Origin of the sequence: Moraxella sp. CTOTU48841 (assembly GCF_032061225.1) — a bacterium.
Taxonomy (GTDB): Bacteria; Pseudomonadota; Gammaproteobacteria; order Pseudomonadales; family Moraxellaceae; genus Faucicola; species Faucicola cinerea.
This window is the reverse complement of record NZ_DAMBFQ010000002.1, coordinates 162,818-189,132: the sequence shown is the minus strand read 5'-3', so window position 1 is coordinate 189,132 and position 26,315 is coordinate 162,818. Positions and strand designations below refer to the sequence as shown.

The 26,315-nt window shown below is 43.9% G+C and carries 23 protein-coding genes and 1 tRNA gene; 13 read left to right on the top strand and 11 right to left on the bottom strand.

Translation table 11 applies throughout. The features are described from left to right. Positions 1 to 10 precede the first annotated feature (10 nt). Positions 11 to 2,425 carry a RelA/SpoT family protein gene (locus RT034_RS03640; RefSeq protein WP_313013788.1) on the bottom strand — a complete coding sequence of 805 codons (2,415 nt, stop codon included), beginning with the start codon at positions 2,423 to 2,425 and terminating at the stop codon, positions 11 to 13. A gap of 550 nt (positions 2,426 to 2,975) precedes the next feature. Here RT034_RS03640 and RT034_RS03635 point away from each other — a divergent pair. Beyond that, positions 2,976 to 4,160 (top strand): DUF1615 family protein, encoded by a 1,185-nt coding sequence (locus RT034_RS03635; protein ID WP_313014136.1) that lies wholly within the window; start codon positions 2,976 to 2,978, stop codon positions 4,158 to 4,160. Here the strand turns inward: RT034_RS03635 and rlmD are convergent. Continuing rightward, positions 4,157 to 5,668, bottom strand: a complete 1,512-nt coding sequence (gene rlmD, locus RT034_RS03630; RefSeq protein ID WP_313013785.1) for a 23S rRNA (uracil(1939)-C(5))-methyltransferase RlmD — start codon at positions 5,666 to 5,668, stop codon at positions 4,157 to 4,159. The genes RT034_RS03635 and rlmD overlap by 4 nt on opposite strands. Before the next feature lie 297 nt (positions 5,669 to 5,965). On the opposite strand from rlmD, the gene RT034_RS03625 reads away from it, so the two are divergent. After that, positions 5,966 to 7,513 carry a CYTH and CHAD domain-containing protein gene (locus RT034_RS03625; RefSeq protein ID WP_313013783.1) on the top strand — a complete coding sequence of 516 codons (1,548 nt, stop codon included), beginning with the start codon at positions 5,966 to 5,968 and terminating at the stop codon, positions 7,511 to 7,513. A 289-nt stretch (positions 7,514 to 7,802) separates the two neighbouring features. Here the strand turns inward: RT034_RS03625 and RT034_RS03620 are convergent, their stop codons facing one another. The 7 genes from RT034_RS03620 to gatC form a co-directional block, all read right to left on the bottom strand. Beyond that, positions 7,803 to 8,411, bottom strand: coding sequence for a nitroreductase family protein (locus RT034_RS03620; protein WP_050324646.1), 609 nt, complete (start codon positions 8,409 to 8,411; stop codon positions 7,803 to 7,805). A gap of 189 nt (positions 8,412 to 8,600) precedes the next feature. Next, complete coding sequence (locus tag RT034_RS03615) at positions 8,601 to 9,098, bottom strand: L,D-transpeptidase (protein WP_050324647.1); 498 nt, start codon at positions 9,096 to 9,098, stop codon at positions 8,601 to 8,603. A gap of 98 nt (positions 9,099 to 9,196) precedes the next feature. Beyond that, positions 9,197 to 9,472, bottom strand: a complete 276-nt coding sequence (locus tag RT034_RS03610) for a hypothetical protein (RefSeq protein WP_313013779.1) — start codon at positions 9,470 to 9,472, stop codon at positions 9,197 to 9,199. Between the two features lie 175 nt (positions 9,473 to 9,647). After that, positions 9,648 to 9,724: transfer RNA gene (locus tag RT034_RS03605), tRNA-Pro, on the bottom strand. A gap of 46 nt (positions 9,725 to 9,770) precedes the next feature. Then, entirely contained in the window at positions 9,771 to 11,267 is a 1,497-nt protein-coding gene (gene gatB, locus RT034_RS03600; protein WP_313013776.1) for an Asp-tRNA(Asn)/Glu-tRNA(Gln) amidotransferase subunit GatB, read from the bottom strand. Positions 11,268 to 11,278: 11 nt separating this feature from the next. Further along, positions 11,279 to 12,775 (bottom strand): Asp-tRNA(Asn)/Glu-tRNA(Gln) amidotransferase subunit GatA, encoded by a 1,497-nt coding sequence (gene gatA / locus RT034_RS03595; RefSeq protein ID WP_313013774.1) that lies wholly within the window; start codon positions 12,773 to 12,775, stop codon positions 11,279 to 11,281. Between the two features lie 57 nt (positions 12,776 to 12,832). Further along, positions 12,833 to 13,135 (bottom strand): Asp-tRNA(Asn)/Glu-tRNA(Gln) amidotransferase subunit GatC, encoded by a 303-nt coding sequence (gatC, locus tag RT034_RS03590; RefSeq protein ID WP_076775185.1) that lies wholly within the window; start codon positions 13,133 to 13,135, stop codon positions 12,833 to 12,835. Positions 13,136 to 13,753: 618 nt separating this feature from the next. Here gatC and RT034_RS03585 point away from each other — a divergent pair. The 4 genes from RT034_RS03585 to RT034_RS03570 all read left to right on the top strand — a co-directional run bounded on the left by RT034_RS03585 (position 13,754) and on the right by RT034_RS03570 (position 16,923). Beyond that, a complete protein-coding gene (locus RT034_RS03585; RefSeq protein ID WP_065253383.1) occupies positions 13,754 to 14,785 on the top strand; it encodes a rod shape-determining protein in 1,032 nt (343 codons plus the stop codon). Positions 14,786 to 14,950: 165 nt separating this feature from the next. Beyond that, positions 14,951 to 15,778 carry a rod shape-determining protein MreC gene (mreC, locus tag RT034_RS03580; protein ID WP_313013767.1) on the top strand — a complete coding sequence of 276 codons (828 nt, stop codon included), beginning with the start codon at positions 14,951 to 14,953 and terminating at the stop codon, positions 15,776 to 15,778. An 11-nt stretch (positions 15,779 to 15,789) separates the two neighbouring features. Further along, a complete protein-coding gene (gene mreD, locus RT034_RS03575; protein WP_159676651.1) occupies positions 15,790 to 16,275 on the top strand; it encodes a rod shape-determining protein MreD in 486 nt (161 codons plus the stop codon). An 18-nt stretch (positions 16,276 to 16,293) separates the two neighbouring features. After that, positions 16,294 to 16,923 carry a Maf family protein gene (locus RT034_RS03570; protein ID WP_313013763.1) on the top strand — a complete coding sequence of 210 codons (630 nt, stop codon included), beginning with the start codon at positions 16,294 to 16,296 and terminating at the stop codon, positions 16,921 to 16,923. Between the two features lie 61 nt (positions 16,924 to 16,984). On the opposite strand, the gene RT034_RS03565 is transcribed toward RT034_RS03570, so the two are convergent. After that, entirely contained in the window at positions 16,985 to 17,431 is a 447-nt protein-coding gene (locus RT034_RS03565; RefSeq protein ID WP_313013761.1) for a GatB/YqeY domain-containing protein, read from the bottom strand. A gap of 130 nt (positions 17,432 to 17,561) precedes the next feature. Then, positions 17,562 to 17,777, bottom strand: coding sequence for a 30S ribosomal protein S21 (rpsU, locus tag RT034_RS03560; RefSeq protein WP_007115522.1), 216 nt, complete (start codon positions 17,775 to 17,777; stop codon positions 17,562 to 17,564). Positions 17,778 to 18,315: 538 nt separating this feature from the next. Between rpsU and RT034_RS03555 the strand changes: the two genes are divergently transcribed. The 7 genes from RT034_RS03555 to RT034_RS03525 all read left to right on the top strand — a co-directional run bounded on the left by RT034_RS03555 (position 18,316) and on the right by RT034_RS03525 (position 26,176). Beyond that, complete coding sequence (locus RT034_RS03555) at positions 18,316 to 18,816, top strand: c-type cytochrome (protein ID WP_313013758.1); 501 nt, start codon at positions 18,316 to 18,318, stop codon at positions 18,814 to 18,816. A gap of 207 nt (positions 18,817 to 19,023) precedes the next feature. Next, positions 19,024 to 19,494: a Cys-tRNA(Pro) deacylase gene (gene ybaK / locus RT034_RS03550; RefSeq protein WP_239743112.1), complete on the top strand. Its 471-nt coding sequence runs from the start codon at positions 19,024 to 19,026 to the stop codon at positions 19,492 to 19,494. An 11-nt stretch (positions 19,495 to 19,505) separates the two neighbouring features. Beyond that, positions 19,506 to 19,886, top strand: coding sequence for a 5-carboxymethyl-2-hydroxymuconate Delta-isomerase (locus RT034_RS03545; RefSeq protein ID WP_313013755.1), 381 nt, complete (start codon positions 19,506 to 19,508; stop codon positions 19,884 to 19,886). 319 nt (positions 19,887 to 20,205) lie between these two features. After that, complete coding sequence (gene fadB / locus RT034_RS03540) at positions 20,206 to 22,362, top strand: fatty acid oxidation complex subunit alpha FadB (RefSeq protein ID WP_313013752.1); 2,157 nt, start codon at positions 20,206 to 20,208, stop codon at positions 22,360 to 22,362. Positions 22,363 to 22,392: 30 nt separating this feature from the next. Continuing rightward, a complete protein-coding gene (gene fadA, locus RT034_RS03535; RefSeq protein WP_007115528.1) occupies positions 22,393 to 23,565 on the top strand; it encodes an acetyl-CoA C-acyltransferase FadA in 1,173 nt (390 codons plus the stop codon). 234 nt (positions 23,566 to 23,799) lie between these two features. Beyond that, positions 23,800 to 25,122: a polyamine export protein PaeA gene (gene paeA, locus RT034_RS03530; protein WP_050324660.1), complete on the top strand. Its 1,323-nt coding sequence runs from the start codon at positions 23,800 to 23,802 to the stop codon at positions 25,120 to 25,122. A gap of 136 nt (positions 25,123 to 25,258) precedes the next feature. Then, a complete protein-coding gene (locus RT034_RS03525; protein ID WP_312535114.1) occupies positions 25,259 to 26,176 on the top strand; it encodes a LysR family transcriptional regulator in 918 nt (305 codons plus the stop codon). The last annotated feature ends 139 nt before the right edge of the window (positions 26,177 to 26,315 follow it).

Below are 26,315 nucleotides of genomic sequence, written 5' to 3'. Positions count from 1 at the left end.
ATTTAAAGCATTAAGACTTGTTATTGACGATACGACGCGCCAAGATAATACCATGTTGCTGCTCTAGTTTTGCCAGCAGTTTGGATAACTGACTTAACCCCGTCACTTCTATGGTAAAATTTAACCGCGCGATATCATCATTGCCACTTAGGGTATCAACCTGACGGATATTGACGTTTTCTTGGTCGATGATGTGGGTTAGGTCTTTGAGTAAGCCACGCCTGTCATACGATTCAAGGTATATTTTTACCAATTGGCTTTTGCCTTTATTGCCATACCAAGCGGCACTAATAGCGCGTTCAGGCTCCCGCTCTACTAGTCGCTCGTATTCGACGCAATCACTGCGGTGGACGGATACGCCATTGGACTGAGTGATATAACCCGCAATTGGCTCACCTTGCACGGGCGAGCAGCAATTTGCCAAGTGAATAGCGATGTTATCCAAGCCATCGACTTCGATTTTATATGCATCTAGCTTGCCTGTGGCTTTGGGGTGAATGCTGGGGATAAGCTCGGTATCAGTGACTTCGGGCTCTAAATCTAGATGACGACTGATATGACCGGTCAAATTATGCAATTCAACGTTGCCATTGACTAGCCCTACCAAAATATCATCACTGTTTTTGGCATTAAAAAATTTGACGTAATCATTTAAATCGATACTGTTAGGGTGCACCGACATGCGCGCCAATTCTTTGGTTAATATGTGCTTACCTGTTTCGATATTTTTATCACGGTCTTGCTTATTAAACCATTGGCGCAGTTTGCTGCGAGCGCGACTGGTATTGATATAACCTAAGGATGCCACGAGCCAATCACGGTTTGGCTCGCGTGATTGCTTGGTAATAATCTCAACTTGCTCGCCTGTTTTGAGCTGATAGGTGAGCGGCACATAGCGTTTGTTGACTCGGGCGGCTTGGGCGCGATTGCCGACATGGGTATGCACATGATAGGCAAAATCGAGCACAGTTGAGCCTTTGGGCAATTCGATGATATCACCATCACGACTAAACACATAAATCCGCTCAAATTCACCAAAATCAACGACTTGTTCTTCTTCATCGAGCTCGCCATGCTCATGCTCAACATGTTTATCTAATACAAATTTTAAGGGGTCATGATTGTCAGCATTTTCTTGATTGAGCAATAACTGACGCAGTGAGCTGATTTTTTTGGTTAGATAGTCGTCTTTTTTGTTTTTGGTGCCTTCTTTATAGTTGACGTGTGCACACATGCCAAGTTCGGCTTCATAGTGCATGTCAAAGGTACGAATTTGTACTTCCAGCGATTTGTTCTCGGCAATCACCGCGGTATGTAGCGAGCGATAGCCATTGGTTTTTGGGTTGGTGATATAGTCATCAAACTGTTCGGGAATATAGCGCCATAAACCATGTACCAGCCCCAATACGTGATAACAATCGGCATTGTTATGCACCAGTACCCGCAATGCGCGGATATCATATAATTGGTCAAACGACAGTGATTTGAGTTTCATCTTACGATAAATCGAATAGATGTGTTTGACACGACCAGTGATTTCCCCGTCAATCCCTTGTGCAGCTAACGCCTCGCGCAGTTGTTGGGCAACCCGGTCGATATAGGTTTCGCGCTCGCTACGTTTTTCGGAGAGTAATTTGGCGATTTCTTTGTAGCGATCAGGCGCAAGATAACGAAACGATAAGTCCTCAAGCTCCCATTTAAGCTGTGCAATACCCATACGATGCGCTAGCGGCGCGTAAATTGTCATGACCTCACGCGCGACGCGTTGCTGACGCTCTGGACTGGCATACGACAGCTCTCGCATCGCAAAAGTACGCTCAGCCAATTTGATTAGCACCACGCGCACATCGTTGGTCATGGAGATGAGCATATTATAAATGCCCGATAACTGCTCGCGCTGGTTGTTATTAAAGTGGTCTTCTAAGCGCTTGTTGTTCTCTATCAAATCCGACAGTCGCCCCAGCGCTAGGGTCTCTTGAACCAGCTCTGCGACTTCATCGCCAAAGGTGGCTTGGATTTGTTTGGGGGTAAAAATTTGGATACGCGCGGCACGATATAACATCGCAGCAACGAGCGTGGCTTCATCTTGGTACAGATAACCCAAAATATCGGCAATCCCAATCCCAGTCAAAAACGCATTAGAGCGGTTGCTTTCGGTACTTAAATCTTGATTTTTGAGCAGTTGACAGGCTTTGGTCAGCTCAGGCAGCTCGGTGAGATGGGCGCGTTTTGCCATCGATGCCAGCCAAGCTTCGGTATCAATGGTATGCTCATCGATGATGTGGCTGGCAGGCTCAGAGACAATGGGCAAGTCAGTATGGGTGAAATGACGCTGGCTGGCAGTAATACTCGCAATCATCGTGGTACTATCATGATCAACGTCTTTTCCATCCAATAGCGGCAAACTTTCTCGTATTTTTACCATGTCAATTCTACACCTTACTTACCAAATTCCTCAAAGAGCAAAAAAACTAACCTTGTTCATTTAAAATTATCAACTCACTTTCCCTGTGAATTTTTGTGTGATTAAGTTTGATTTGATACTGCGCTAGCAATAATAAAATATGACAGAGTAGTCGCTATAGCAGCGCGTTTTAGCTATGATAGTGCGTTGGTTTTGGGCGTGTTAAGCCTTAAAATAAATGTTAAACGTTAAAATAAAGCAAATGCCATAGTCACTTTATATATCTTAACCGTTTTAGGGTTGCCCATGTTTAGCCATTTAACACTAACTTTATTACGCTTACTCATGTGTTAATTTTATTAAGATGTGTCTATTCGCAAACAATTGCAAGTCAACCCGTCGATAAAATTTTTGTATCACTCAAATGAGTGTTAGGCAACGACCCAATCAGCGATTTGAGTGAAGCTCAATCCAAATTAAGATAAAACTATCTTGTTCAGTATAGGTGAGTTTAATGAAATTACCATCTCATTTTGTTACAAATGCGACTACTATAGCGTCAGATTTTACCATGACCCGCGCAATAAGCCTTGCGAACTTTGGTAAAACCCTGTCAATGTTGGCGATAACGCTGACTTTATCGCTTGGGTTGACAGGGTGTGATTATTTTCAAACGCAAACCGACGCTAACTCGCCCGTTGGTGCCAAACAAATTGCCAAACTGATTCCCAAACGTGGACAAGATAGCAAAAGCTGGGCACAAGACATCAACCAAATATTTGATACCCTAAAAATAGAAAAAAATGCGCAAAATATTTGTACCGCTGTCGCCATTATCGACCAAGAGTCTAATTTTAAAGCCAATCCGCCCGTCCCGAATTTGGGGCAATCAAGCCTAAAAGCGATGAATGAGGAGTTGGAAGAAAAATTAGGCTCAACGCTAGCGCCATATTTTCGCACCATGTTAAAAACTGAGCCCACGCCTGACAACAGCTTTGAAAAACAAATCGCTAAAGTCAAAACCGAAGAAGAACTTGACGACATCTATCATCAGATGTTTGCGTATTTTTCAAGCAAATATTATGCCAGCAAGCTGAACAGCGTCACCAAATTGGTGGGCGGGGATATCGAAGAAAAATTAGACCCGATTACCACGTTAGGCTCAATGCAGGTGCAAGTAAGTTATGCGCGTGACCATCGCCGTATGAATGGCAATAACCTTGAACTGCGTAAAGACCTATATAGCCAATATGGCGGATTGTACTATGGTATCCATCGCTTACTACTGTACAAAGCCAATTATCAAGACCCGATTTATCGCTTTGCTGACTACAATTCAGGGATGTATTCTAGCCGTAATGCCGCTTTTCAAAAAATGCTAAAAGAGTTATCCAAAGCCGAAATAGACTATGATGGCGATTTATTGATTTATGAAAAAGGCAATAAAATCAGTGCCAATATCAGCCAAAGTGAGCAGGCGCTGATATCAATGATACAACAAGGCATGATTAGCCTAACAGAACGGCAAATACGTATGGATTTGGCAAAAGAAAAAAGCCAAGATTTTGAAAATACCGAAACCTACCGCACCATTGGTAGTCTTTACAAAATGAAAACTGGCAAAAATGCCCCTGCCGCCATCATGCCACAAGTGGTGATTTCTGGGGCAAAACTCAGCCGCGATTACAATACCAAATGGTACGCCGACAAAGTCAACGTACGCTATTTAAATTGTATGAGTAAAGCCAAATTTTAGCGTTTCTCAAAGCGTGCAATGCTTTCCACATGCCCTGTATGGCAGAACATATCCATCACGCCCGCGTGGGTGAGTTTATAGCCTTTGTCAAGCAGCACAGCGGTATCGCGGGCAAGCGTAATCGGATTGCACGACACATACACGATGCGTTTGGCATTGAATTTATCCAGATACTGCATCACTTCTAAGGCGCCTGAGCGGGGTGGGTCAATCAGCAGTGCATCGACTTGCCCAACCCAAGGCTCAGCAGAAAAATCTTTGGTTAAATCTTGGGCAAAAAAGTCGGTATGGTGCAAGCCGTTGGCGGTGGCATTCATTTTGGCGCGTTCGGTCATCTCACTGCTACCTTCCACCCCAATCACAAAGCCTGTATCACCCACTTGACGCGCCAGTGGCAGACTAAAATTGCCCAAACCGCAAAACAAATCAAGCACTCGCTCGCCTGGCTTCAATTCTAACAAATCAATTGCCAGCTTGGTCATTTTACGATTGACTGACAAATTGACTTGGGTAAAATCCAGTGGCGAGAATTCAAACGTCACATCAAACTCGGGCAACCGATAAAACAAACCGCCCGTCGGTGGCACGGTCAAGCTTGATGGGCGCGCATGGGGATTATTTTCATATAATGGGTCAATACGATGTACCGTGTCGCTACCTTTGGGCTGTAAAAATAACTGCCAGTTACGCTCTGCAAAAAAAGCTTGCAGTTTTGCGATATCATGTTCACCTAAATCCACCATGTGACGGACAATGACGGCGATGGATTTTTTGCTATCGATAACATCATCAAGCGTTTCACCCATCGCTAACTCAAGCTGTGGAATATGGTCACGGGCGTCAAGCGAGCTAATAAGCGCTTTTAAGTTCTCAATTTCAAAGCCGATACGCGGGTCAAGCACATGGCATTCGTTTAAATTTGCCAAAAAATTGCTAGCGCGCTCACGAAAACCGACCAATGCTGTGCCTTTTTTCTCGACATAGCGCACGCCCATACGTGCCTTGGTGCGGTAGCCCAAACGGTCAGCCACCAATGGGGGAAGCCAGTTTTCAGGCTGGATATGGGCTTGGTGTTCGAGCAGCTCTGCCAGTACCGATTGTTTAAATTGAATCTGCCCATCGGGTTGCCAGTGCTGTAAGCTACAGCCACCACACACCCCAAAATGCGGGCAAGGCGGGGTCGTGCGTTCAGGGTTTGGGTTTGCCAACACGAGAGCCGCGTCACCTTCTTCCATGCTTTTACGTGAACCTGTGATTTTGACGCTCACGGTCTCGTTGGGCAGCGCAAAGCTGACGAATACTTTTTTGCCATGTTTATCGAGGTGATGGTCGGGTTGGCCACCGTAACTTGCCACGCCACGTCCGTCATGAGCAAGGTTGGTCACTGTTAGGGTAACGGGTGGGGCGTCTTGCAAACGTTTACGCACCCGCGCGGTGGGTTTGATTTTTTTGCTTGGGTTTTTGGTGAGTTGCGAAGACGATGTTTGGTCAGCGGTAGCGTTTGACATTTATTAAAAAACCTATTTAATCGAGGGTCAGTGTAAATATTTATTACAAAATTCATCAAAATTTTGCGGTTATGATAGCTTAAAATGGATTTTTTTTATATCAATACCTGACTTTACATCGCTCAAAAAAGAAGGTTTGGATGTGATTGCATAACTGGCCATCACTTATCATAGGTCATTTTTTAAATGCTTTAAAATTTTACCAACAACAAATGAGCCAAGTGGTTATTTTTAAAAAGCAAAGTTGTGCTATGATGGTGTTTTATCCGTTAGCTATATAGGTTAATCGACACCATCATGCACGAACTAGAACTCAAGTTTGCTGTCCCAAGCTATCAACAAAGCGTCTTAAGAAAAAACATCGACACCAAAACTGCGCGGCAACAGCGGCTATCGGCGTATTATTTTGATACCCCCAATCAACATCTTGCCAAAAAAGGCATTGCCCTGCGTATCCGCTTTGAAGACAGCCAGTGGGTACAAACCCTCAAAACAGCCGGTGATGGCGTTGCCAAACGCGTTGAGCTCAATACCGTGCTGAGCCTGACGGGTACGCCAGATACCCTTGATGTTAGTAGCCTTGTGCCCGATGTTTCACTGATTACAGAGCCAACAGTCGTAGCGCAGTTGACTAGCATCATGCCGCTCGACCAGCTTGCACAAGCCTTAACCGTGCAATATTTTACCGATGTCCAACGCACTTCTCGCCAAATTAAGAAAAATAACAGCCGCATCGAAATCGCTTATGATATCGGCAAGGTTGGCATAGGTAGCCTAACCTCACGAAAATCCGCGAATAATCATGGGTTAACCCAATCGGATATTCATGAAATTGAATTTGAACTCCTTGAAGGTGACCCAAGTGATTTGATTGAGGTGGCTAAAACTTGGTGTAAGAAATACAAATTATATTTATCAACCGTTACCAAAGCCCAGCGGGGTGGTCTGCTACTCGCGAATAAGCAATTTGCCCAGCCTGTCAAAGCGGATTTGGCTGTACTGCAATTACACAAAGGCATCAGCCAATTTGCGTTTTTGCAGGCAGTGGTCAATAACTGCCTCGTGCAGATTTTGCCCAATGCCTCTGCAATTGCTGAAGGCAGTCCCGATGGCAACTTAGTACATCAACTGCGTGTCGGTATTCGGCGTTTGCGTACTGCCCTCAAACACTTCAAATTTGCCCCAGATTATATCGACCCAACTTGGCTGATGGTACTCAAACAAACCTTTAGCCTATTAGGGGAATATCGTGATAAAGAAATCTTGCAAATAAAAACCCAGCCCCTACTAGAATCAGTCGGTGCACCGCATGTCGAGTGGTCAACGGCAGTCGATATCATGCCGATTGATGCCGTCAGAGCCAATGATTTTCAAATTCTGTTGTTAGAGCTGATTGGTTTTACCCATTTGCCCGTACCTGCGGATAATCCAAAAGCCAAAGCCACTGTTGCCAAAAAGTTGGAAAAACTATTTACCGCGATTGCCGTGGCGAGTGATAAGTTTGCCAGTCTCGATACAGAAAGCCAGCATGGTGTGCGTAAAGACCTAAAAAGCCTGCGGTATGTCAGTGAGTTTGCTGCGCCGCTTTTTGCCAGCCAAACTAATGGCAAAAAAGGGAAAAAAGCGACGAAGCTCAATGCCTTTTTGCAATACTTAGAGCCTGCACAAGACGTACTCGGTGAGTATAATGACAATGTGGTCGGTCATGCTAACTATCTTGAGAAAGCCAAAACCGACCCAAATGCACTATTTGCAGTGGGTTGGTTTAGCGGGCGTGAGCAAGCGAGTGCCGAGCAATGCGCGGTGAGTCTAAAAACGGTTAAAAATGCGCCAAAGTTTTGGTAGTAGTTTGGCTTGATTGTAGGCATGTGAATTAAAGAAAATTGCCTCTGCAGAAAGCACCAATCAGTCAATCACTGTATGACTAGTTAGGTCAGTCATGGATGACAGCATTTAGCCGCTAATTTCGATACCGACAGTAGATAACATGATGTATATTGTCGGGTTTTTACTGAGCTAATTTTTTAGTTAATGGCAATCAAATTTATATAAAAAAGCCAATACCGTCAGATATTGGCTTTTTGCTGTCACTAGCACTAGCACTAGCACATGCATTGTAGTGCACATTAAAAAATTATTTTCCGTAAACTTTTAAGCGTTTTTCAATAGGTTCAAAGGTTTTTTCACCTGCTGGGGCGGCGATACCACCAAATACCATCTGCGCAATAAGTTTCCAGTTGCTATCGATGTTCCATGTTTCTGCCACTTTTTCATCAATCACGCCATTGTAATGCTGTAAGTTTGCACCGATGTTGAGCGCGGCTAAGGCGTTCCAAATCGCATATTGGTGCATGGCACTGGTGTGTTCTGCCCATACTGGGAAATTATGCGCATACAGCGGGAATTGTTCTTGTAAGCCTTTGACCACTGATTGGTCTTCAAAATACAAGATAGTCCCTGCACCGGCTTTAAACATGGCCATTTTATCGGCAGTTGATTTGAATTTTTCATCATCATTCACCATCGCACGTAGCAAATCTTCGGTGATTTGCCAAAGTTTTTGATGGTCTTCACCAAACAATACCACCAAGCGGCTTGATTGTGAGTTGAATGAAGAGGGGGTATGTAACACGGCATGTTCAACCAGTTTAACTACCTCATCTTTTGAGACAGGTAATTGGTCATTGAGCATATAGATAGAACGGCGAGTTTCTGCAATATTGTGTAATGTTTCGACTGACATAATCAGCTCCTTTTCATTGTTATTTGATAATCAATCTACCTTATTAATTAAAGTTAAAGCCGATTGATGTGACACGGCTATTATATGCCTAAAATACTAATAAATAAAAACTATTTTGTAATTTTTTTTAACCATTAATTGTATTTATTAATTTTATCTAATATATTATTAAGGTTAATTTTGATAAATTTACGGCAAAATTTCGACCGCTGTACCAATATCCACTTGGTCATACAGTGTGATAATGTCTTGATTGCGCATGCGGATACAGCCATGAGAAAGCGGAATGCCCATCGGCTCGGTATTGGGCGTCCCATGAATGTAAATGTAACGCGCCTTGGTATCACACACCCCTTGCTCATTGGCGCCTTTATTAAAGCCCGTTTCATTTCCCTCTAACCACAAAATCCGTGTCAAAATCCAGTCTCGATTGGGGAATGTAGTTGCCAAATGATCGTCATAAATTTCGCCGGTAAATTGACGTGCCACAAAAACACTGTTGATAGGTAAATTATCACCAAATTTTTCGCTAATCAGGTGCGCACCGAGCGGTGTACAGCCAGTATCCTGTAGTTGTCCAATACCATTTTTGGCAGTAGAGACGGGGTAAGTTTGTGATTGGGTGGGGCTCAGATGTAAAGTAAGTTGTTGTTTTTTTATTGAAATAATGATTCTTGGGTAACACATAATCGACTCGTTTAACATTAAGCTTAGACTATCATAACAAAAAAGCCCATCATATTCATGACAGGCTTTTTAAGAAAAATTTGAAAACATACAACCAGTTATTTGATGTCAGCAGTGGATACCCACAAGGTAGAATCGGCAATGTTCACAAAGCCATTTTTGGCTAATACCCAGCTAAACTTGACGCCTTTGGGCATGGTCTGCACCACGGGGCATAGACGATTGGGACAAGAACGTACAATCGCATCTTTGTTGGTTTGTGCTCGATGAACGCTATCGGCTTGCGCAGTGAGTGGTAAAACCACCCATACCAAAGCCGCAGCCAAATTTGTCAGTTTATACTTAGCAAGGAATGATTTAATGCTCGAACTCATGATTTTTCAAAAATACAGTCAAATAAATACAGCCAAATAGTGAGAAAATTTTATCAAAAAATTATCTATCAAAACAAAAAAACTATTTTCATATTCACGTAAAAATACTGTGACAATAGGTATAACAAAAACTTAAAAAAGAAAAAGGCCTACGAAAACGTAAGCCTTTTTAATTTGGTCGGAACGGCGGGATTCGAACTCGCGACCCCTTGCACCCCATGCAAGTGCGCTACCAGACTGCGCTACGCCCCGAAAGGTGTACTATTCTACCAAAAATGACAGAATTTGCAATACCAACTTATCCAATTAGTTCTTTTAACAGCTGATTAACTTGAGCCGGGTTGGCTTTACCTTTGGAGGCTTTCATCACTTGACCGACAAGACCGTTAAAGGCTTTTTCTTTACCTGACTTGTACTCATCGACCATCGCTTGGTTGTTTTTCAACACGTCTTCGACAATCGCTTTAATCGCGCCTGTATCGGTTTCTTGTTTCAAACCTTTATCGGCAATGATTTTATCCACGGCTGTTTCATCGTCACCGCCTTCGCCAGCGAATAGGGCGATAAAGGCTTGTTTAGCCAGCTTGCCTGATAGCGTATTGTCTTTGATACGCTCTAGCAGTTTGGCAAATTGGGCGACAGAAATCGGGCTTTGCTCAATGGTTTTTTCATCTTTGTTGAGCGCACCGAGCAGGTCACCCATTATCCAGTTGGCAGCCAGTTTGGCGTTATCATGACCGACTTTTGCCACTACTTGCTCAAAGTAATCAGCGAGCGAGCGGCTAGCGGTTAAAATACGGCTATCATATTCAGGTAAGCCAAGCGCCGATTGAAAACGCTCACGACGTGGCACTGGCAATTCTGGCATGGCGTTTTTGATTTGTTCAAAAGTTGCGGTATCAATATGCACAGGTAGTAGGTCAGGGTCTGGGAAGTAGCGGTAGTCGTTGGCTTCTTCCTTGGTACGCATTGAGCGCGTTTCGTCTTTGTCGGGATCATATAGGCGAGTGGCTTGTATGACTTTGCCGCCGTCTTCAATCAAGTCAATTTGACGCTCGATTTCCACCGTGATGGCGCGCTCGATAAAGCGAAACGAGTTGAGGTTCTTGAGCTCACAGCGAGTACCTAAGTCCGCACCGGGTTTTCGCACGGAGACGTTACAGTCGGCACGGAATGAGCCTTCCGCCATAATGGCATCAGAAATACCGAGCCAAGTGACCAACTGGTGAATGGCTTTGACATAGGCAACCGCCTCAGCAGCTGAGCGCATATCAGGCTCTGAGACGATTTCAATCAGCGGCGTACCGGCGCGGTTTAAATCCACGCCTGTCATTTGTGGCACCGCATCATGCACCGATTTGCCCGCATCTTCTTCTAAGTGAGCACGGGTAATGTGAATACGTTTGGGATATTCGTTTTTTTCACCTTCATTGACCACGATGTCGATATAGCCTGTACCGACAATCGGGTGCGCCATTTGGCTGATTTGGTAGCCTTTTGGCAAGTCGGGATAAAAATAATTTTTACGGTCAAAGGCGTTCATCATGCCAATTTCAGCATTGACGCCAAGCCCAAACATCACCGCTTTTTCTACCACATCTTTGTTGAGTACAGGCAGCGCCCCTGGCATGGCTAGGTCAACAATATTGGCTTGGGTGTTGGGTTCTTGCCCAAATAGCGTTGAAGTCGATGAGAAAATTTTGGTGTTGGTATTAAGCTGGCAGTGGATTTCGATACCGATAACCACTTCATAGCCATCAACTAAAGGCGCTTGCGGTTTATTTTCGTTTGTCATAACAAGGCTCCTTAGGCTTTGGCGATGGGTGATAGTTGTTGGTGAAAATCAGTGACTTGCTGATACGCATCGGCAGTTTGCAGTAGTGTCTCTTCGTCCCATGCTTTTGCAATCAGCTGTAAGCCCACAGGCAGATTGTCATCATCAAAACCCACCGGATGGCTTAATGAAGGTAAACCGGCTAAATTCACGCCAATGGTATAAACATCGCCCATATAAATTTCGGCAGGGCTAAGGCTTGCACCGATTTTATAAGCCGTCGTTGGCGCAGTTGGGGTGGCAATGACATCACAGCTTTCAAAGGCTTTGGCAAAATCTTGGCTGATGAGGCGGCGCACTTTTTGCGCTTTGACATAATAGGCATCAAAATAACCCGCTGATAGCGCATAGGTACCCATCAGAATACGGCGCTGTACTTCGGCACCAAAGCCTTCAGAACGAGAGCGGGTGTATAAATCTTCCAAGTTTTTTGGGCTATCACAGCGGTAGCCATAACGCACCCCATCATAACGCGATAAGTTAGATGAAGCTTCGGCTGGGGCGAGCAAATAATAAGTGGCAAGGGTGATTTCAGGTTTGGTCAAATTCACATCCACCAAGCTTGCACCCAAGGCTTGGTATTGTTTTAATGCCGCTTCTACGCCAGCTTTAACCTCGCTATTTAAGCCATCGGCAAAGTATTCGGTTGGGATACCGATGCGTAACCCTTGAAGCAGTTTATCATGGCTAGCGTTGGCTTGGCGTTTGCTGGTCAAACTAGCGACAAAATCGGGCACGTCTTTGTTGGCAGACGTTGAGTCTTTGCTGTCATGACCTGATAACACGTTGAGCAAATAAGCACAATCTTCTGCGGTTTTACCAAAACTGCCAGCTTGGTCAAAACTTGACGCATACGCCACCATCCCATAACGTGAAACACGTCCGTAAGTTGGCTTAATCCCTGTTAAGCCACAAAATGACGCAGGTTGACGAATCGAGCCGCCGGTATCTGAGCCTGTGGCAAAGGGCGCAAAACCTGCCGCAACCGCAGCTGCGCTTCCGCCCGATGAACCGCCTGGTACACGGCTGATATCCCAAGGGTTGTGCACGGCGCCAAAGTATGATGACTCATTGTCCGAGCCCATCGCGAACTCATCCATGCTGGTTTTGCCAAGCATGACTAAGCCTGCATTTTGGCAGTTTTCAACGATGGTGGCGTTGTAAGGCGCCACAAAGTTTTCGAGCATTTTTGAGCCACAAGTGGTTAAAACGCCTTGGGTACAAAAAATGTCTTTATGAGCCAGTGGTACGCCCGTCAAGTCTGCACCTTTGCCTTCTGCCAATAATTTATCAGCGGCAGAGGCTTGCGCTAACGCTTGTTCAGGTGTGACCGTGATAAAGCTGTTGATGGCTTTATCATGCTGGGCAATCCGATTAAGAAAATGTTGGGTAAGTTCGGTACTGCTAAAGTCTTTATTTTTTAGACCTGCCGCCAATTGGGCAACCGAAAACGTATGTAGTTCAGACATAATTTTCACTTATAATTAATTAACAAAAATTTGACAAGTTATTCGATGCGCTGTGGCTTATTCAATGACCTGTGGCACAAGGTATAGACCATCAGCGACGCTCGGCGCAATGGACTGATTTAGCTCACGATTGACTTCGACCCCATTACCGCCAATAACATCTTCACGCAGTGGCTGGGTCATATCATGGACATTGGTAAGCGGGGCGATATTGTCAGTATTGACCTCTGCCAAAATATCCATCATCGATAGAATTTTGCTTAGGTCATTGGCATAACTATCTGCCTGCTCAGCGTTAACGCCAAGCCGAGCAAGTTTTGCGATGTTCATAATTTCATCAGTTGAAAGCGTCTGCGACATGATGACTTCCTTAAGTACAAACAAAAATAAAAAACGGACAAACAAGGCAAATGTTCGATGCGATTTTAAACCAGCCAATTATAGCAACAGGCTATAATAAAAGAGGATAAAACCTGATAAAAACAGTTGCTTTAGTTTAGTTACTTTTAATAACAAATTTGAAAAAATAGGGTGATGTGACCTAAATAATTTGTCACAAAAAATTCGTGAATAAAGATAGAATGTGATTAAATCACTATATTTTGCGATATTTTACCGCTATAATCTAGCACTATTCTTACTAAACGCAAATTAATCGCATTAAAGTCACTATCGCCTAAACTTCTTTAAAATCATCGTCACCTTTTTTATCTAAAAAGATAGCCTTTTAACTGTGAATCGTTAAGAGTTTCTTGCTATTTTTTATGTAAAATATAGCGGCTGTAAGCAGCTTGCTTGAGATTTTTTGCTAGTGGGCAAATAGGGTGGTTTTAAAACATAGGCATTAGAAACATCGGTATTAAAAGCTTTTAAATGAACGCTTTTAAAAAATGCGTCGTTGACTCGATGTGCGATTAAACACCCCGCTAATTTCTGCTTTGCTTGCAGTGTAGTTTTGTTATCACTGGGAAATGATACATGAGCCTTTTCGGATTTTTATCAAGTAATATCGCCATCGACCTTGGCACTGCCAACACGTTAATTTTCACCCCAGGTAAAGGTGTGGTCCTCAATGAACCAACGGTTGTTGCGCTTCGTAGTAACCGTACCCAAAATCCTACCGTTGCGGCCGTCGGTCTTGATGCCAAACAAATGCTAGGTCGTACCCCAGATAATATCACTGCGATTCGTCCACTCAAAGACGGTGTGATTGCCGATTTTGAAGTGACCCAAAAAATGCTCAAGCATTTTATCAACAAAGTGAAAGTCAAACGCTTTTTAGCCAATCCAAACGTGATTGTTTGTGTGCCTTGTAAATCAACCTTGGTAGAACGTCGTGCGATTCGTGAAGCGGTTGAATCAGCAGGCGCAAACAAAGCCTTATTGCTTGAAGAGCCTATGGCAGCTGCGATTGGCGCAGGGTTACCCGTGCATGAAGCCAGTGGTTCGATGGTGGTGGATATTGGTGGTGGTACCACAGAGATTGCGGTGATTGCGCTATCAGGCTGCGTGTATGCCGACTCCATCCGTATCGGCGGTGATGTGTTCGATGAAGCGATTATTACTCATGTCCGCCGTACCCATGGCTGTGTGATTGGTGAAACCACGGCTGAACGCATCAAAACCGAAGTAGGGACGGCTATTGAAGATCCTGAAAACCCCTTGGAAGTGGAAGTGCGTGGTCGTAGTATGGCAGAAGGGGTGCCTAAGTCATTTGTGGTGACATCTGCCGAAATCCAAAAAGCCTTAAGCGATCCTATTGCTGGTATTATCTCAGGTGTCAAAGCGGCGCTTGAGCAAACGCCGCCTGAATTATCAGCCGATATCGCAGAGCGTGGTATTGTATTAACCGGTGGTGGCGCACTATTACGCAATCTTGATGAGCTGATTTCACGCGAGACAGGCTTGCCTGTCACGGTAGCCGAAGACCCACTGACTTGTGTCAGCCGTGGGGGTGGTAAAGCGCTAGAGTTTATCAATAACAAAGCATTGAATATGATTTTTGTCTGATGTGAACTGATGTGTTACCGTTAACCGCTATTTTTTAATAGCGGTTTTATTGCTTTATTGACAAGATGATTTTACGATAGCTTTTTTTTAAAAGATTTTTGCTATCCTGATGGCTTGTTATCGCGCGCTGTATTGACTGCCACGGATTTTACTTGGATGTTACTTATGTCACTTACCATTTTTACCCAACAACCACTCGCCATTCGCAAGACCCTTATTGTGGTGTTTGCGGCGATTGTGCTGATGTTATTGGATAGTAAAAATAGCAGTTGGTTTCAGCCAGTACGTACCGCGACCCATGCCGCCATGCAGCCCATCTATCAAGTATCGGCTTATCCAAGTTTTTTTGCAGGCTGGCTTGATAGTACCATGACCGAAAAAGAAGCGTTACGCCGTGAGAATGTCCAGTTAAAAGCTGAGCTTGTGCATGCCAAAGCGCAGTTGCAGCAGCAAGATTATCTTGTCGCGCAAAATGCCCGACTGCAAGGGATTTTATCTGCCACCACACCAGACCAGTTTAATTTGCTGTTATCGCACGTGATTGGTACCGATAGCAATCCACTGCGGCAAATGGTGGTCATCAATAAAGGCAGCAAAGACGGGGTGATTGTCGGGCAAACGGTGGTTGATGAAAACGGTATTCTTGGACAAGTCGTTAATGTTTATCCCGATACCTGCCGTGTGGTGTTAATTAGCGATGACCAACAATCGGTTGCCGTGACTATCAAACGTACCGGGCAAAAAGCTATCGTGTCGGGCAAAGGTAATCCGCAGTATTTGGTGCTAGATTATATCTTTAAGGCATCGGATGTACGCATTGGCGATGAGCTTATTTCATCCGGGCTTGGCGGTCGTATTCCTGCCGGATTTCCTGTTGGGCGTGTGGCAAAAGTAGAAGCCGAGCAAGCGGGGGGCTATGCCAAGATTATGGTGAAACCCGCTGCCAATTTTATCAATACGTCTTATGTTTTACTGCTTCAGCAAAAGGTATAAAATCACCGATTATGGTCGTCGTTCAGCGCAAAAAAACCAAACAGCATTTATATATTGTGATGGCAATCAGTTTTATCATCGCATCGGTACTCAGTGTGTATCCGCTGTCGGCAGAGATTGCGCTATTTCGTCCGATGTGGATGATCATGATGCTGATTTTTTGGCTGATATTTCAACCGACTTTGATTGGGATGGGATTGGCGTTTGTGGTTGGTTTGTTTGCTGATTTACTCACAGATAGCCGAATCGGTCAACAAGCCTTATGTGCGGTGCTGGTGGCATTTTTTATCAAATTTGTCAGTGGTTATTTACGCCAATTGTCCTCTAACTTGGTGTGGCTGCTTGCAGGCGCCTGTTTGCTGATTTATCAACTTGCGTTAATTTTTCTGCATTTATTTACCCAAGGGGTGTTTGCACCCCAATTACTTTATACCGTTGCCGTCAGTACCTTAATTTGGCCACTATTAGTCGCTGTCATGCTGCGTTATACGCGATAAGCGTATTGAGAAGTTATTATGTATCAATTTAATGCCACTATACCGATTATCTTGGCGTCCACATCACCGAGGCGGCGTGAGTTGTTAGATCAAGTTGCGGTGCCACATACTTGCGCGGCAGTCAGCATTGATGAATCACCGCTAGCAGAGGAATCGGCGATTGACTATATTGGGCGTATGGTGAGTCAAAAAGCGCAAGCCGCTTTACAAGTTTTGCCAACTGTTATGACCGAGTGTGTTGTGATTACCGCCGATACCATTGGCGTATTGCCGGATGGGGCAGTGCTACAAAAACCTATGGATTTCGCCGATGCTTGTGCGATGTGGCGGCAAATGAGCAATGCCTCGCACCAAGTATGGACTGCAGTGCAAGTGAGCCGCATGGCACAGCGTGACGGTCAATGGCAGATGGATTATGCTGAGCGCACTGTGGTGAGAACCGATGTCAAATTTATCGCACTCACTGACAGCATGATGGCGCATTATTGGCATACGGGCGAACCACAAGACAAAGCTGGCGGTTATGCCATTCAAGGGCTGGGCGCTGCGTGGGTCAAAGCGATTGATGGTAGCTATAGCAATGTGGTTGGACTGCCGTTGGTGGAAACGTTAGACTTGCTTTCTCAAGTGATGCAAGCCCATCAGTAACAATTTACCCAATAAAAAAGCCGTAAGCACAAATCTTACGGCTTTTTTTAGGATGTATGGATTAAGCCAATGTCGCTTTGACCAACTTTGAAATCAAAGCGGGGTCAGCGCGACCTGCGGTTTTGACTTTTAACGCATTCATCACAGCGCCCATTTGCTGCATTGAAGTGGCACCTTGCTCAGCAATTTCAGCAGCTACCAGATTGGCAATTTCTGCTTCACTCATGGGTTGTGGCAAGAATTGACTAATCGCATCAATCTCAAATTGTTCTTTTTGTGCCAAATCTTCCCGACCATTGGCGGCAAAAATCGCGAGCGACTCTTGGCGCTGCTTGGTTTGCTTTTGTAAGATGTCTAGTACACCTGCATCATCGAGCGTTATTTGGCGGTCAATTTCGATTTGTTTTATCACCGCTTGTACGCTGCGTAGCACTTTAACTTTTTCAAGCTCACGCGCTTTCATGGCAGTTTTGACCACATCGGTCAGGGTGTCTTTTATGGTAGTCATGGTTTTAACGCTCCTTAATGTTAGCTAATGGCGTTTTTAAAATTGTGGTTAGCAACATAGCATAAAAAAATCCACTTAACAAAGTGGATTTTATCATTTACTGGTATTGGGTGTCTTGCGACAAATTACCTTAGTAAAGACGAGTCGTGCGTACTGATTCACGTGACATTTTCTTTTTGTAACGTTTTACCGCAGCTGCTTTTTTGCGTTTACGTTCTTGAGTTGGTTTTTCATAGAACTCATGTTTACGTACATCTGCTAAAATACCGGCTTTTTCACAAGCACGTTTAAAGCGGCGAATTGCGATATCTACAGGTTCGTTCTCTTTTACCTTTACTGCTGGCATGTAGACTCCTTAAGTCTAGGCTGATTGATAGACAATCAATGTGCTATCAACAAAGCGGGGTTAGTGGGTCAGGAACATTAATCTGGCTGTATAGGTGATTATTAGCCAACCTACCCATGGTTTGGCATCAGCTCAGATTAGGATAAAAATAGGTGCGAATTTTAACTAAATATCGAATGTAAGTCAATGTAAATTTTAGCTTTTTCATAACCTGTTAAATTAAAAAATCCCCCTCCTAGCCAATTGCCCTATTTTATCTAGCCAGTAAAAAAATTTTGCCTGTCATCGTAACAAAATACACAACGATAGTAATGATTTAGCAAGGTGGCTTTAAAATGTTATTTTATTCATACCGCAGTAATGCTAATATAGTCACTAATTCTCATGTGATAACAACATACCGCCAAATGTCGTACTAGCCATTTGCCAGTCGACATTACCACGCAAAATATTACCGTGCAAAAACAGTTTGTAGGGCTATTAAAAATTTATACATTGATGTGAAATTAGATTTCACCTTATTTGAAAGGAAAAGGTTATGCTACCGATATCAACACGCAATGCCACGCTAGCCAGTCTTATGCTTGCCTTGGGTCTTACCATGAGCGCATGTAGTAAGCATGAGTCAGCCGAAAGCAAACCAACCGAAGAAATTGCTGCACAGCAAGGTGAAATCGCTCGTGCAAACCATCCTATGCCAGTGGCTTCACAGCCTGCTTCATTTGTGCCGCCGACAGCCGCCTCAGCCGCTGCCACCACGACGACCGCAGCCGCTACCCCAGTTTCTGCTGATGCTGGCGAAAAATTGTTTGGTAGTGTATGTACCACTTGCCACACAGCAGGCTTGATGGGCGCACCAAAATTTGGTGATAAAGCCGCTTGGGCACCTCGCATTGCGCAAGGTAAAGACACGCTGTATAAACACGCCATCGGCGGCTATCAAGGAAAATCCGGTGTAATGCCAGCCAAAGGCGGTAGTCAAGCCTCTGATGATGAAGTAAAAGCTGCCGTTGATTATATGGTCTCAAAAGCAAGCTAATAGGTAGTGCGCCATTTATAAAATCAAGGTTATACATTCAAGCCTAGGCAAAAACTAGCATCGAGCCTCTCACTAAATCCAGTCACTAGTAAAATAGTTGGCTGGTTTTTTTATACGTTTTTTATACCCAATGTGCTTTGTTTTAACCCGCAGTTTGGTTATGATGAATGACTATGTTCAATCACCAAACCCTGTTAAGAAACCGCCATGACACCTGCCGTTAATCTTGCCAAAAAACTAAAAATCAACTTCCAATTACATGAATACCATCATGACGCTAATAGTGAAAGCTATGGGCTTGAAGCAGCAGAAAAACTACAAGTTGAAGCTAAGCGGGTATTTAAAACCTTGGTGGTACAAGATGACAATGACAAACTCGCTGTTGCGATACTGCCTGTTGAGCATTTATTAAACCTAAAAAAAATCGCCAAGGCCATTGGCAGTAAAAAAGCCCAAATGGCAGACCCCAAATTGGTAGAACGTACCACAGGCTATGTGCTAGGTGGGGTAAGCCCGCTCGGTCAAAAAAAACGCCTGCCCACGGTCATCGATCAGTCGGCACAACACTTTGCAACCATTTATTGTAGTGGCGGTAGACGCGGCTTAGAGATTGAGTTGTCACCGTCAGATTTAGCAGGCGCAGTAAACGCCAAATTTGCAGATTTAATTCAAGAATAAAGGATAACACCATGCCCAATGTCATTATTGAAGTGAGTCACGACCATCTTATTAGTCAGCCTGATAACCTGCTAGCGCGGGTCAATGATACGCTATGGCAGTCTGGCAATTTTAAGCTACAAAGTGATATTAAATCACGTATTTACTACCCAAACCACGCTTTAGTAGGACTGACCGATAGCGGAGATGAAGCCTTTGTTATGGCGCATTTTTATCTGATGCCAGGGCGTGATGACGCTACCATTCAATCATTGGCGCAGCGCATCGCCGACGCTATCAAAGCGCATCTGCAGGAATTTAAAAGTGAGGTGCCTGCTGGCAATTTACAGATTTGCGTCAATTCCACCACGCTAAGCGCCAATTATGTCAAGCAGTATGTCGAATTCAAATAGAGGGGTTAGTGATAAAAATTGGCTGCTTCAAGGACATTTTTGCTGACTTTTGCCCAGTGGCAAGATAATAAGTTTGGCAACAAAACCCGCAGCAGCAGCGGCCCCGTTGCTAGCCAATGACTAAACAGTCATTTGCGTTATTCTCAACTTACCGCAAACATAGTAAACTAGTCAAGATTTTGTTTTGTCTGCGGTATGTAAAAATTTTAACAAGCATCTTTTCACAAGCATCTTTTAAAGACATCATATAAAGACATCGTGCAAAACATCATTTTTTCGGTTTTCCCCGTTGATTTCAACATAACTCAAGGAGTTAGCAATGATTTATCAAGGAAATAGCATCTCGGTATCGCTACTCGAAGACGGTATTGCTAAATTAAACTACGATAATCAAACTGAGAGCGTTAATAAATTTGACCAAGCCACCATCAAAGAATTTGGCGAAGCAGTCACGGCATTAGAACAATCTTCAGACGTTAAAGGTCTAATCGTTACTTCAGGAAAAAAAGTTTTCATCGCTGGTGCAGATATCACTGAATTTGTTGGTAACTTCAAAAAACCAGAAGGCGAGATTGCTTCTTGGGTATTTGACATCAACAAAACATTCAACCGTTTTGAAGATTTGCCTTTTCCAAAAGTTGCGGCAATCAATGGCGCATCCATGGGCGGTGGTACAGAGATGACGTTGGTGTGTGACTACCGTGTCATGAGTGACAAAGCAAGCATCGGTTTACCCGAAGTTAAATTGGGCATATTCCCAGGCTTTGGTGGTTCAGTGCGCTTGCCACGTATCATCGGTATCGATAACGCGCTTGAAATCATCGCAACTGGCGAAGCACAAAAACCAGCCGCTGCATTGAAAGTCGGTATGGTGGATGCGGTTGTTGCCGCTGACCAGTTAGAAGCTTCAGCGATTGATTTAGTCAAAAAATGTATCGCAGGCGATCTAGATTGGAAAGCACGCCATGACGAAAAAATCAATCCAGTCAAATTAAACGCCCTAGAACAAACCATGGCATTTAACTCAGCCAAAGGTGTACTGTTCTCAAAAGCCAATCCAGCCCAGTACCCAGCACCAAAAATTGCCTTAGAGTCCATCGAAAGACACGTGAACCTACCACGTGACAAAGCGTTAGAAATTGAATCTGCAGGTTTTGCAAAAGCAGCAAAAACCCCACAAGCAGAAAGCCTAGTCGGTCTATTCTTAAACGACCAAGCGGTTCGTAAACTCGCTAAAACTCACAGCGCCAAAGCGCATGATATTAAAGAAGCTGCTGTATTGGGCGCAGGTATCATGGGTGGCGGTATCGCTTACCAAGCTGCCTCAAAAGGCTTGCCCATCATCATGAAAGACATCAAGGCAGAGCAACTTGACTTAGGTATGCGCGAGGCCAGCAAACACCTATCAAGCGGTATGGCACGCGGTAAAGTAACCCCAGCACAAATGGGCGAAACTTTAAGCCGTATCCGTCCTACGCTCAACTACGGTGATTTTGGTGAGACTGACATCGTGATTGAAGCGGTTGTTGAAAATCCAAAAGTTAAACACGCGGTATTAAAAGAAGTTGAAGGTTTAGTGAAAAAAGATGCAATCTTGGCATCTAACACTTCTACCATTTCAATTACTTATCTTGCATCGGTACTTGAGCGCCCAGAAAACTTCGTCGGCATGCACTTCTTTAACCCAGTCCATCGTATGCCGCTAGTTGAAGTAATTCGTGGTGAAAAATCAAGCGAAGAAGCGGTAGCGACTACGGTAGCGTTAGCAGAAAAAATGGGTAAAGTGCCCGTGGTGGTAAATGACTGCCCAGGTTTCTTAGTTAACCGCGTATTATTCCCTTACTTCGGTGCGTTTGACTTATTGATCAAACAAGGTGCTGATTTTGTTCAAATCGACAAAGTCATGGAAAAATTTGGTTGGCCAATGGGTCCTGCCTACTTGATGGACGTTGTGGGTATCGACACTGGGGTTCATGGGGCAGAAGTCATGGCGGAAGGCTTCCCAGACCGTATGAAACCAGACTACAAAGTGAGCGGTCAGATATTGTTTGAAGCCAATCGCTTAGGTCAAAAAAATGGCGTTGGTTTCTACAAATATGAAACGGATAAAAAAGGTAAGCCAGTTAAAACTGCCGATCCACAAACCGTTGAATTACTAAAACCCTTTATCGATGCGCCAAAACAGTTTGAAGACCAAGAAATCATCGATCGTTTGATGATTGCATTATGTAATGAAACGGTTCGCTGCTTAGAGGACAACATCGTATCGACGCCTGCAGAGGCAGACATGGCGATGATTATGGGTATTGGTTTCCCGCCATTCCGTGGTGGCCCATGCCGTTACATCGACCAAATCGGTCTACAAAATTACCTAGCCCTTTGCGACAAATACGCAAGCTTAGGTAAAGCCTATGAAGCGCCACAAATGATTCGTGATATGGCGGCAAATGGTAAAACTTTTTACCCACAAGCGTAATCGACGATTATAAATTTTAAGGAGAATAGAATGACTACATTAAGTCCAAAAGATGTCGTGATTGTCGATGGCGTTCGTACCGCAATGGGCAAATCAAAAAATGGTATGTTCCGCAATGTACGCGCTGACAGCATGTCTGCGGAGCTTGTTAAAGCTTTGGTAGCGCGTAACCCGTTTGATACCAAACTTGTAGAAGATGTCATCTGGGGCTGTGTCAACCAAACCCTAGAGCAAGGTATGAATATTGGTCGTAACATTGGTTTATTGGCTGAATTACCACGTACTACGGCAGGTCAAACGGTCAACCGTTTATGCGGTTCATCCATGCAAGCGCTTCACACCGCAGCGGCACAAATCATGACAGGTCAAGGTGATGTGTTCATTATTGGCGGTGTTGAGCATATGGGTCACGTGGGTATGATGCACGGTATTGACATCAATCCAGAGGCTTCAAAATACTATGCAAAAGCCTCTAACATGATGGGTTTAACCGCTGAAATGCTTGGACGTATGAATAACATCAGCCGTCAAGAACAAGATGCGTTTGGTGTAGAATCACATCGCCGTGCCTGGGAAGCGACACAGCAAGGTCGTTTCAAAAACGAAATCATCGGCATTGAAGGTCATGACGAAAACGGTAACCTACAACTTTGCACCATCGATGAAGTGATTCGTCCTGATGCCAACATGCAATCATTTGCGGCATTACGCCCCGTATTTGATCCTAAAGGCGGTACCGTAACAGCTGCCACCTCATCAGCCTTATCTGATGGTGCATCTGCGATGCTTATCATGTCTGCACAAAAAGCCAAAGATTTAGGACTAACACCGCGTGCCCGTATTCGCGGTATGGCAGTTGCAGGCTGTGATGCCGCTATCATGGGTTATGGGCCAGTGCCTGCCACCAAAAAAGCCTTAAAACGCGCTGGCATGAGCATCGACGATATGCAAACCATCGAGCTAAACGAAGCATTTGCCGCACAAGGCTTATCGGTTCTTAAGGGCTTAAACCTACAAGACAAACTAGACATCGTTAACCTAAATGGTGGTGCTATCGCGTTAGGTCACCCACTAGGCTGTTCTGGTGCGCGTATCACCACCACACTTCTAAATGTGATGGAGCAACAAGACACCCAACTCGGTCTTGCCACTATGTGTATTGGTCTGGGTCAAGGGATTGCCACCATTATTGAACGTGTATAATCATGTTGTTATTAAAAAAACCCTTGATTGAAATCAAGGGTTTTTTTATGCGTGTAGTTTTTTACCCATATTTTTTTACCAATGTTTTCTTATCCCTTTTTCTTTATCATATTTCTTTATTATCGTTTCTTTATCAATGTTTGTTTACTACTATTGCTTTACTATAAAGTCTAAGAAATTTTTTGCCAAATCTGTTATGTTGTCTAGATAAAAATAGATAAATATAGGTGTATTGTGAGTTTATTCCAAAATCTACTAATTATTTGTATATTAGTGTTGATTTCCAGTTTTTTCTCCATTTCCGAAATTGCCTTGGCAGGTGCTAGACGCATCAAGCTAAAGTTGTTGGCAGAATCGGGTGACAATCGCGCCAATAAAATTTTACATTTACAAGAAAATTCTGCCGAATTTTTTGCTACCTCACAAATAGGGCTAAATGCCGTGGCAATTTTGGGCGGTATTGTCGGTGAGTCTGCGCTTCGTCCCTACTTTATTGACCTTATTTCGCCATTTTATCAAGGCAAAATGCTTGATAATATCGGTTTTATAATGTCATTTTTGCTAGTCACTTTGTTGTTTATTTTGTTTGCTGATTTGATTCCCAAACGCATTGGCATGATTAACCCAGAACGCGTGGCGTTAGCGGTGATTGAGCCTGTCTTGTTGTCAATCAAAGTATTTAAGCCGCTGGCATGGATTATCAACGGGCTGGCAAATCTGATTTTTAGAATTTTCAAAATCAACATGGTAAGAGAAGAAAATATCACCTTTGATGATGTTTCTGCCGTGGTGGATGCAGGGGCGCAAGCGGGGGTGTTGCTCAAGCAAGAACATCACTTTATCGAAAACGTTTTTGAGCTTGAAGAACGTAATGTGCCCTCTAGCATGACCACCCGTGAAGATGTGGTGTATTTCACTCTTGGCGAGTCTGAGCAAAGTATTCGCCAAAAAATCGCCAATTACCCGTATTCAAAATTTTTGGTATGTAAAGACCATATTGATGAAGTGATTGGGTATGTCGATACCAAAGATATTTTGGTAAAACTTCTTAGTAACCAGTCGCAAATTTTGCTCAATGAAACTACGATTCGTAATGTATTAATCATCCCCGATACATTAACCTTATCTGAGCTGTTAGACCGTTTTCGCTCCAGTAAAGAAAAATTTGCTGTGGTGATGAATGAGTATGCGCTCATTGTCGGTGTCATTACGCTATCTGATATCATGATGACAGTGATGGGAGATTGGGTCGCACCGATTGAAGATGAGCAGCAGATTATCCAGCGTGATGAATTTTCATGGCTGATTGAAGGTACCACACCGATTGAAAATGTCAAACATGCGCTCGGTATCGAAGATTTTCCCGATTGGGACAATTATGAAACTTTAGCAGGTTTTATGATGTACAAACTGCGCAAAATTCCTCGCCCTGCGGATTTTGTTGAATATCAAGGTTATAAATTTGAAGTAGTCGATATTGATCATCATAAAATTGACCAGTTACTTGTGACGCGTAATTTCAAAGATGAAGAAGAGCACATTATCAGTGATAGTTAGTCAAAGTGATTGAGTAATACGGCCGCTTTGACTTGAAATTGATTAACTTTTTTCACGTTTCTTGTTAAAGTAGTTCATGGTTTCACCAAATCATGAACTTTTTTCTTTTGGGCTTGGCAAACGGTAAAATTATTTTATGCTTGAAATCCGCCACCTTCAATTATTGACCGCACTACGTGAGCAAGGCTCGCTTGCTGCCGCGGCTGAGGACTTGTATGTCACGGCATCAGCGGTGTCCCATCAGCTCAAAGAAATCGAAAATTATTATGGTGTTAGCCTCGTCAATCGCCGCTCAAGACCGCTAAGCTTTACCCCAGCAGGCAAAGAAGTACTCAAACTTGCGGACAGTGTGCTACCGCAATTTAATCGTACCACCGCCAACCTTAAAAGACTGGGTCGTGGTCAAACGGGACAATTACGTTTGGCCTCGGAATGTCATAGCTGTTTTGATTGGTTGATGCCTATTCTTAATCGTTATCGCAGGGAATGGCAAGACGTTGAGCTGGACTTTAGCTCAGGCTTTGAACCTGAGCCTCACCAAATGCTACTCGATGAAGAAATTGATGTGCTTATCACAGCCAGTCGCTTACCCTTGGAGGGAATCAGTTATCTGCCGTTATTCCAATATGAAAGTCGCTTGGTGTTGTCACCAACGCACCCATTAGTCGATAAAAAATCGCCGATTTTGCCAGAAGATTTGATTGATGAAACGCTCATCGTCTATCCTGTGGAGGCCAAACGCCTTGATATCATCGCGCATTTTTTTGCCCCTGCAGGACTTGCGCCCAAGAAACTAAGAACCACAGAATTGACTGCGATGTTAATTCAGCTGGTTGCGAGTGAACGAGGGGTGGCCTCGTTACCAAATTGGGTGGTCAATGAATACGAAAAAAAAGGCTGGGTAATATCAAGAGCATTGGGGGAAGGCGTGTTTTGCCAGCTTTATGCGGCGACCCGTACCACAAGTAAAGAGGTGGCTTATATTCAAGGATTTTTGGATTTATTGCCAGAGATTACTCATAAATCTACAATACCTGCCCATCATCGAGCCTAATTGATTAAACCTAACCAATTAAAAATGCTAGGTGTGACATTATAATGCCACTATTATGTTGATGTATGCCACACCCAAATTACATACCAACACGCGCCAACAAAAGACACGCCAACAGAAGCTAAGGCGAGCTCATCCA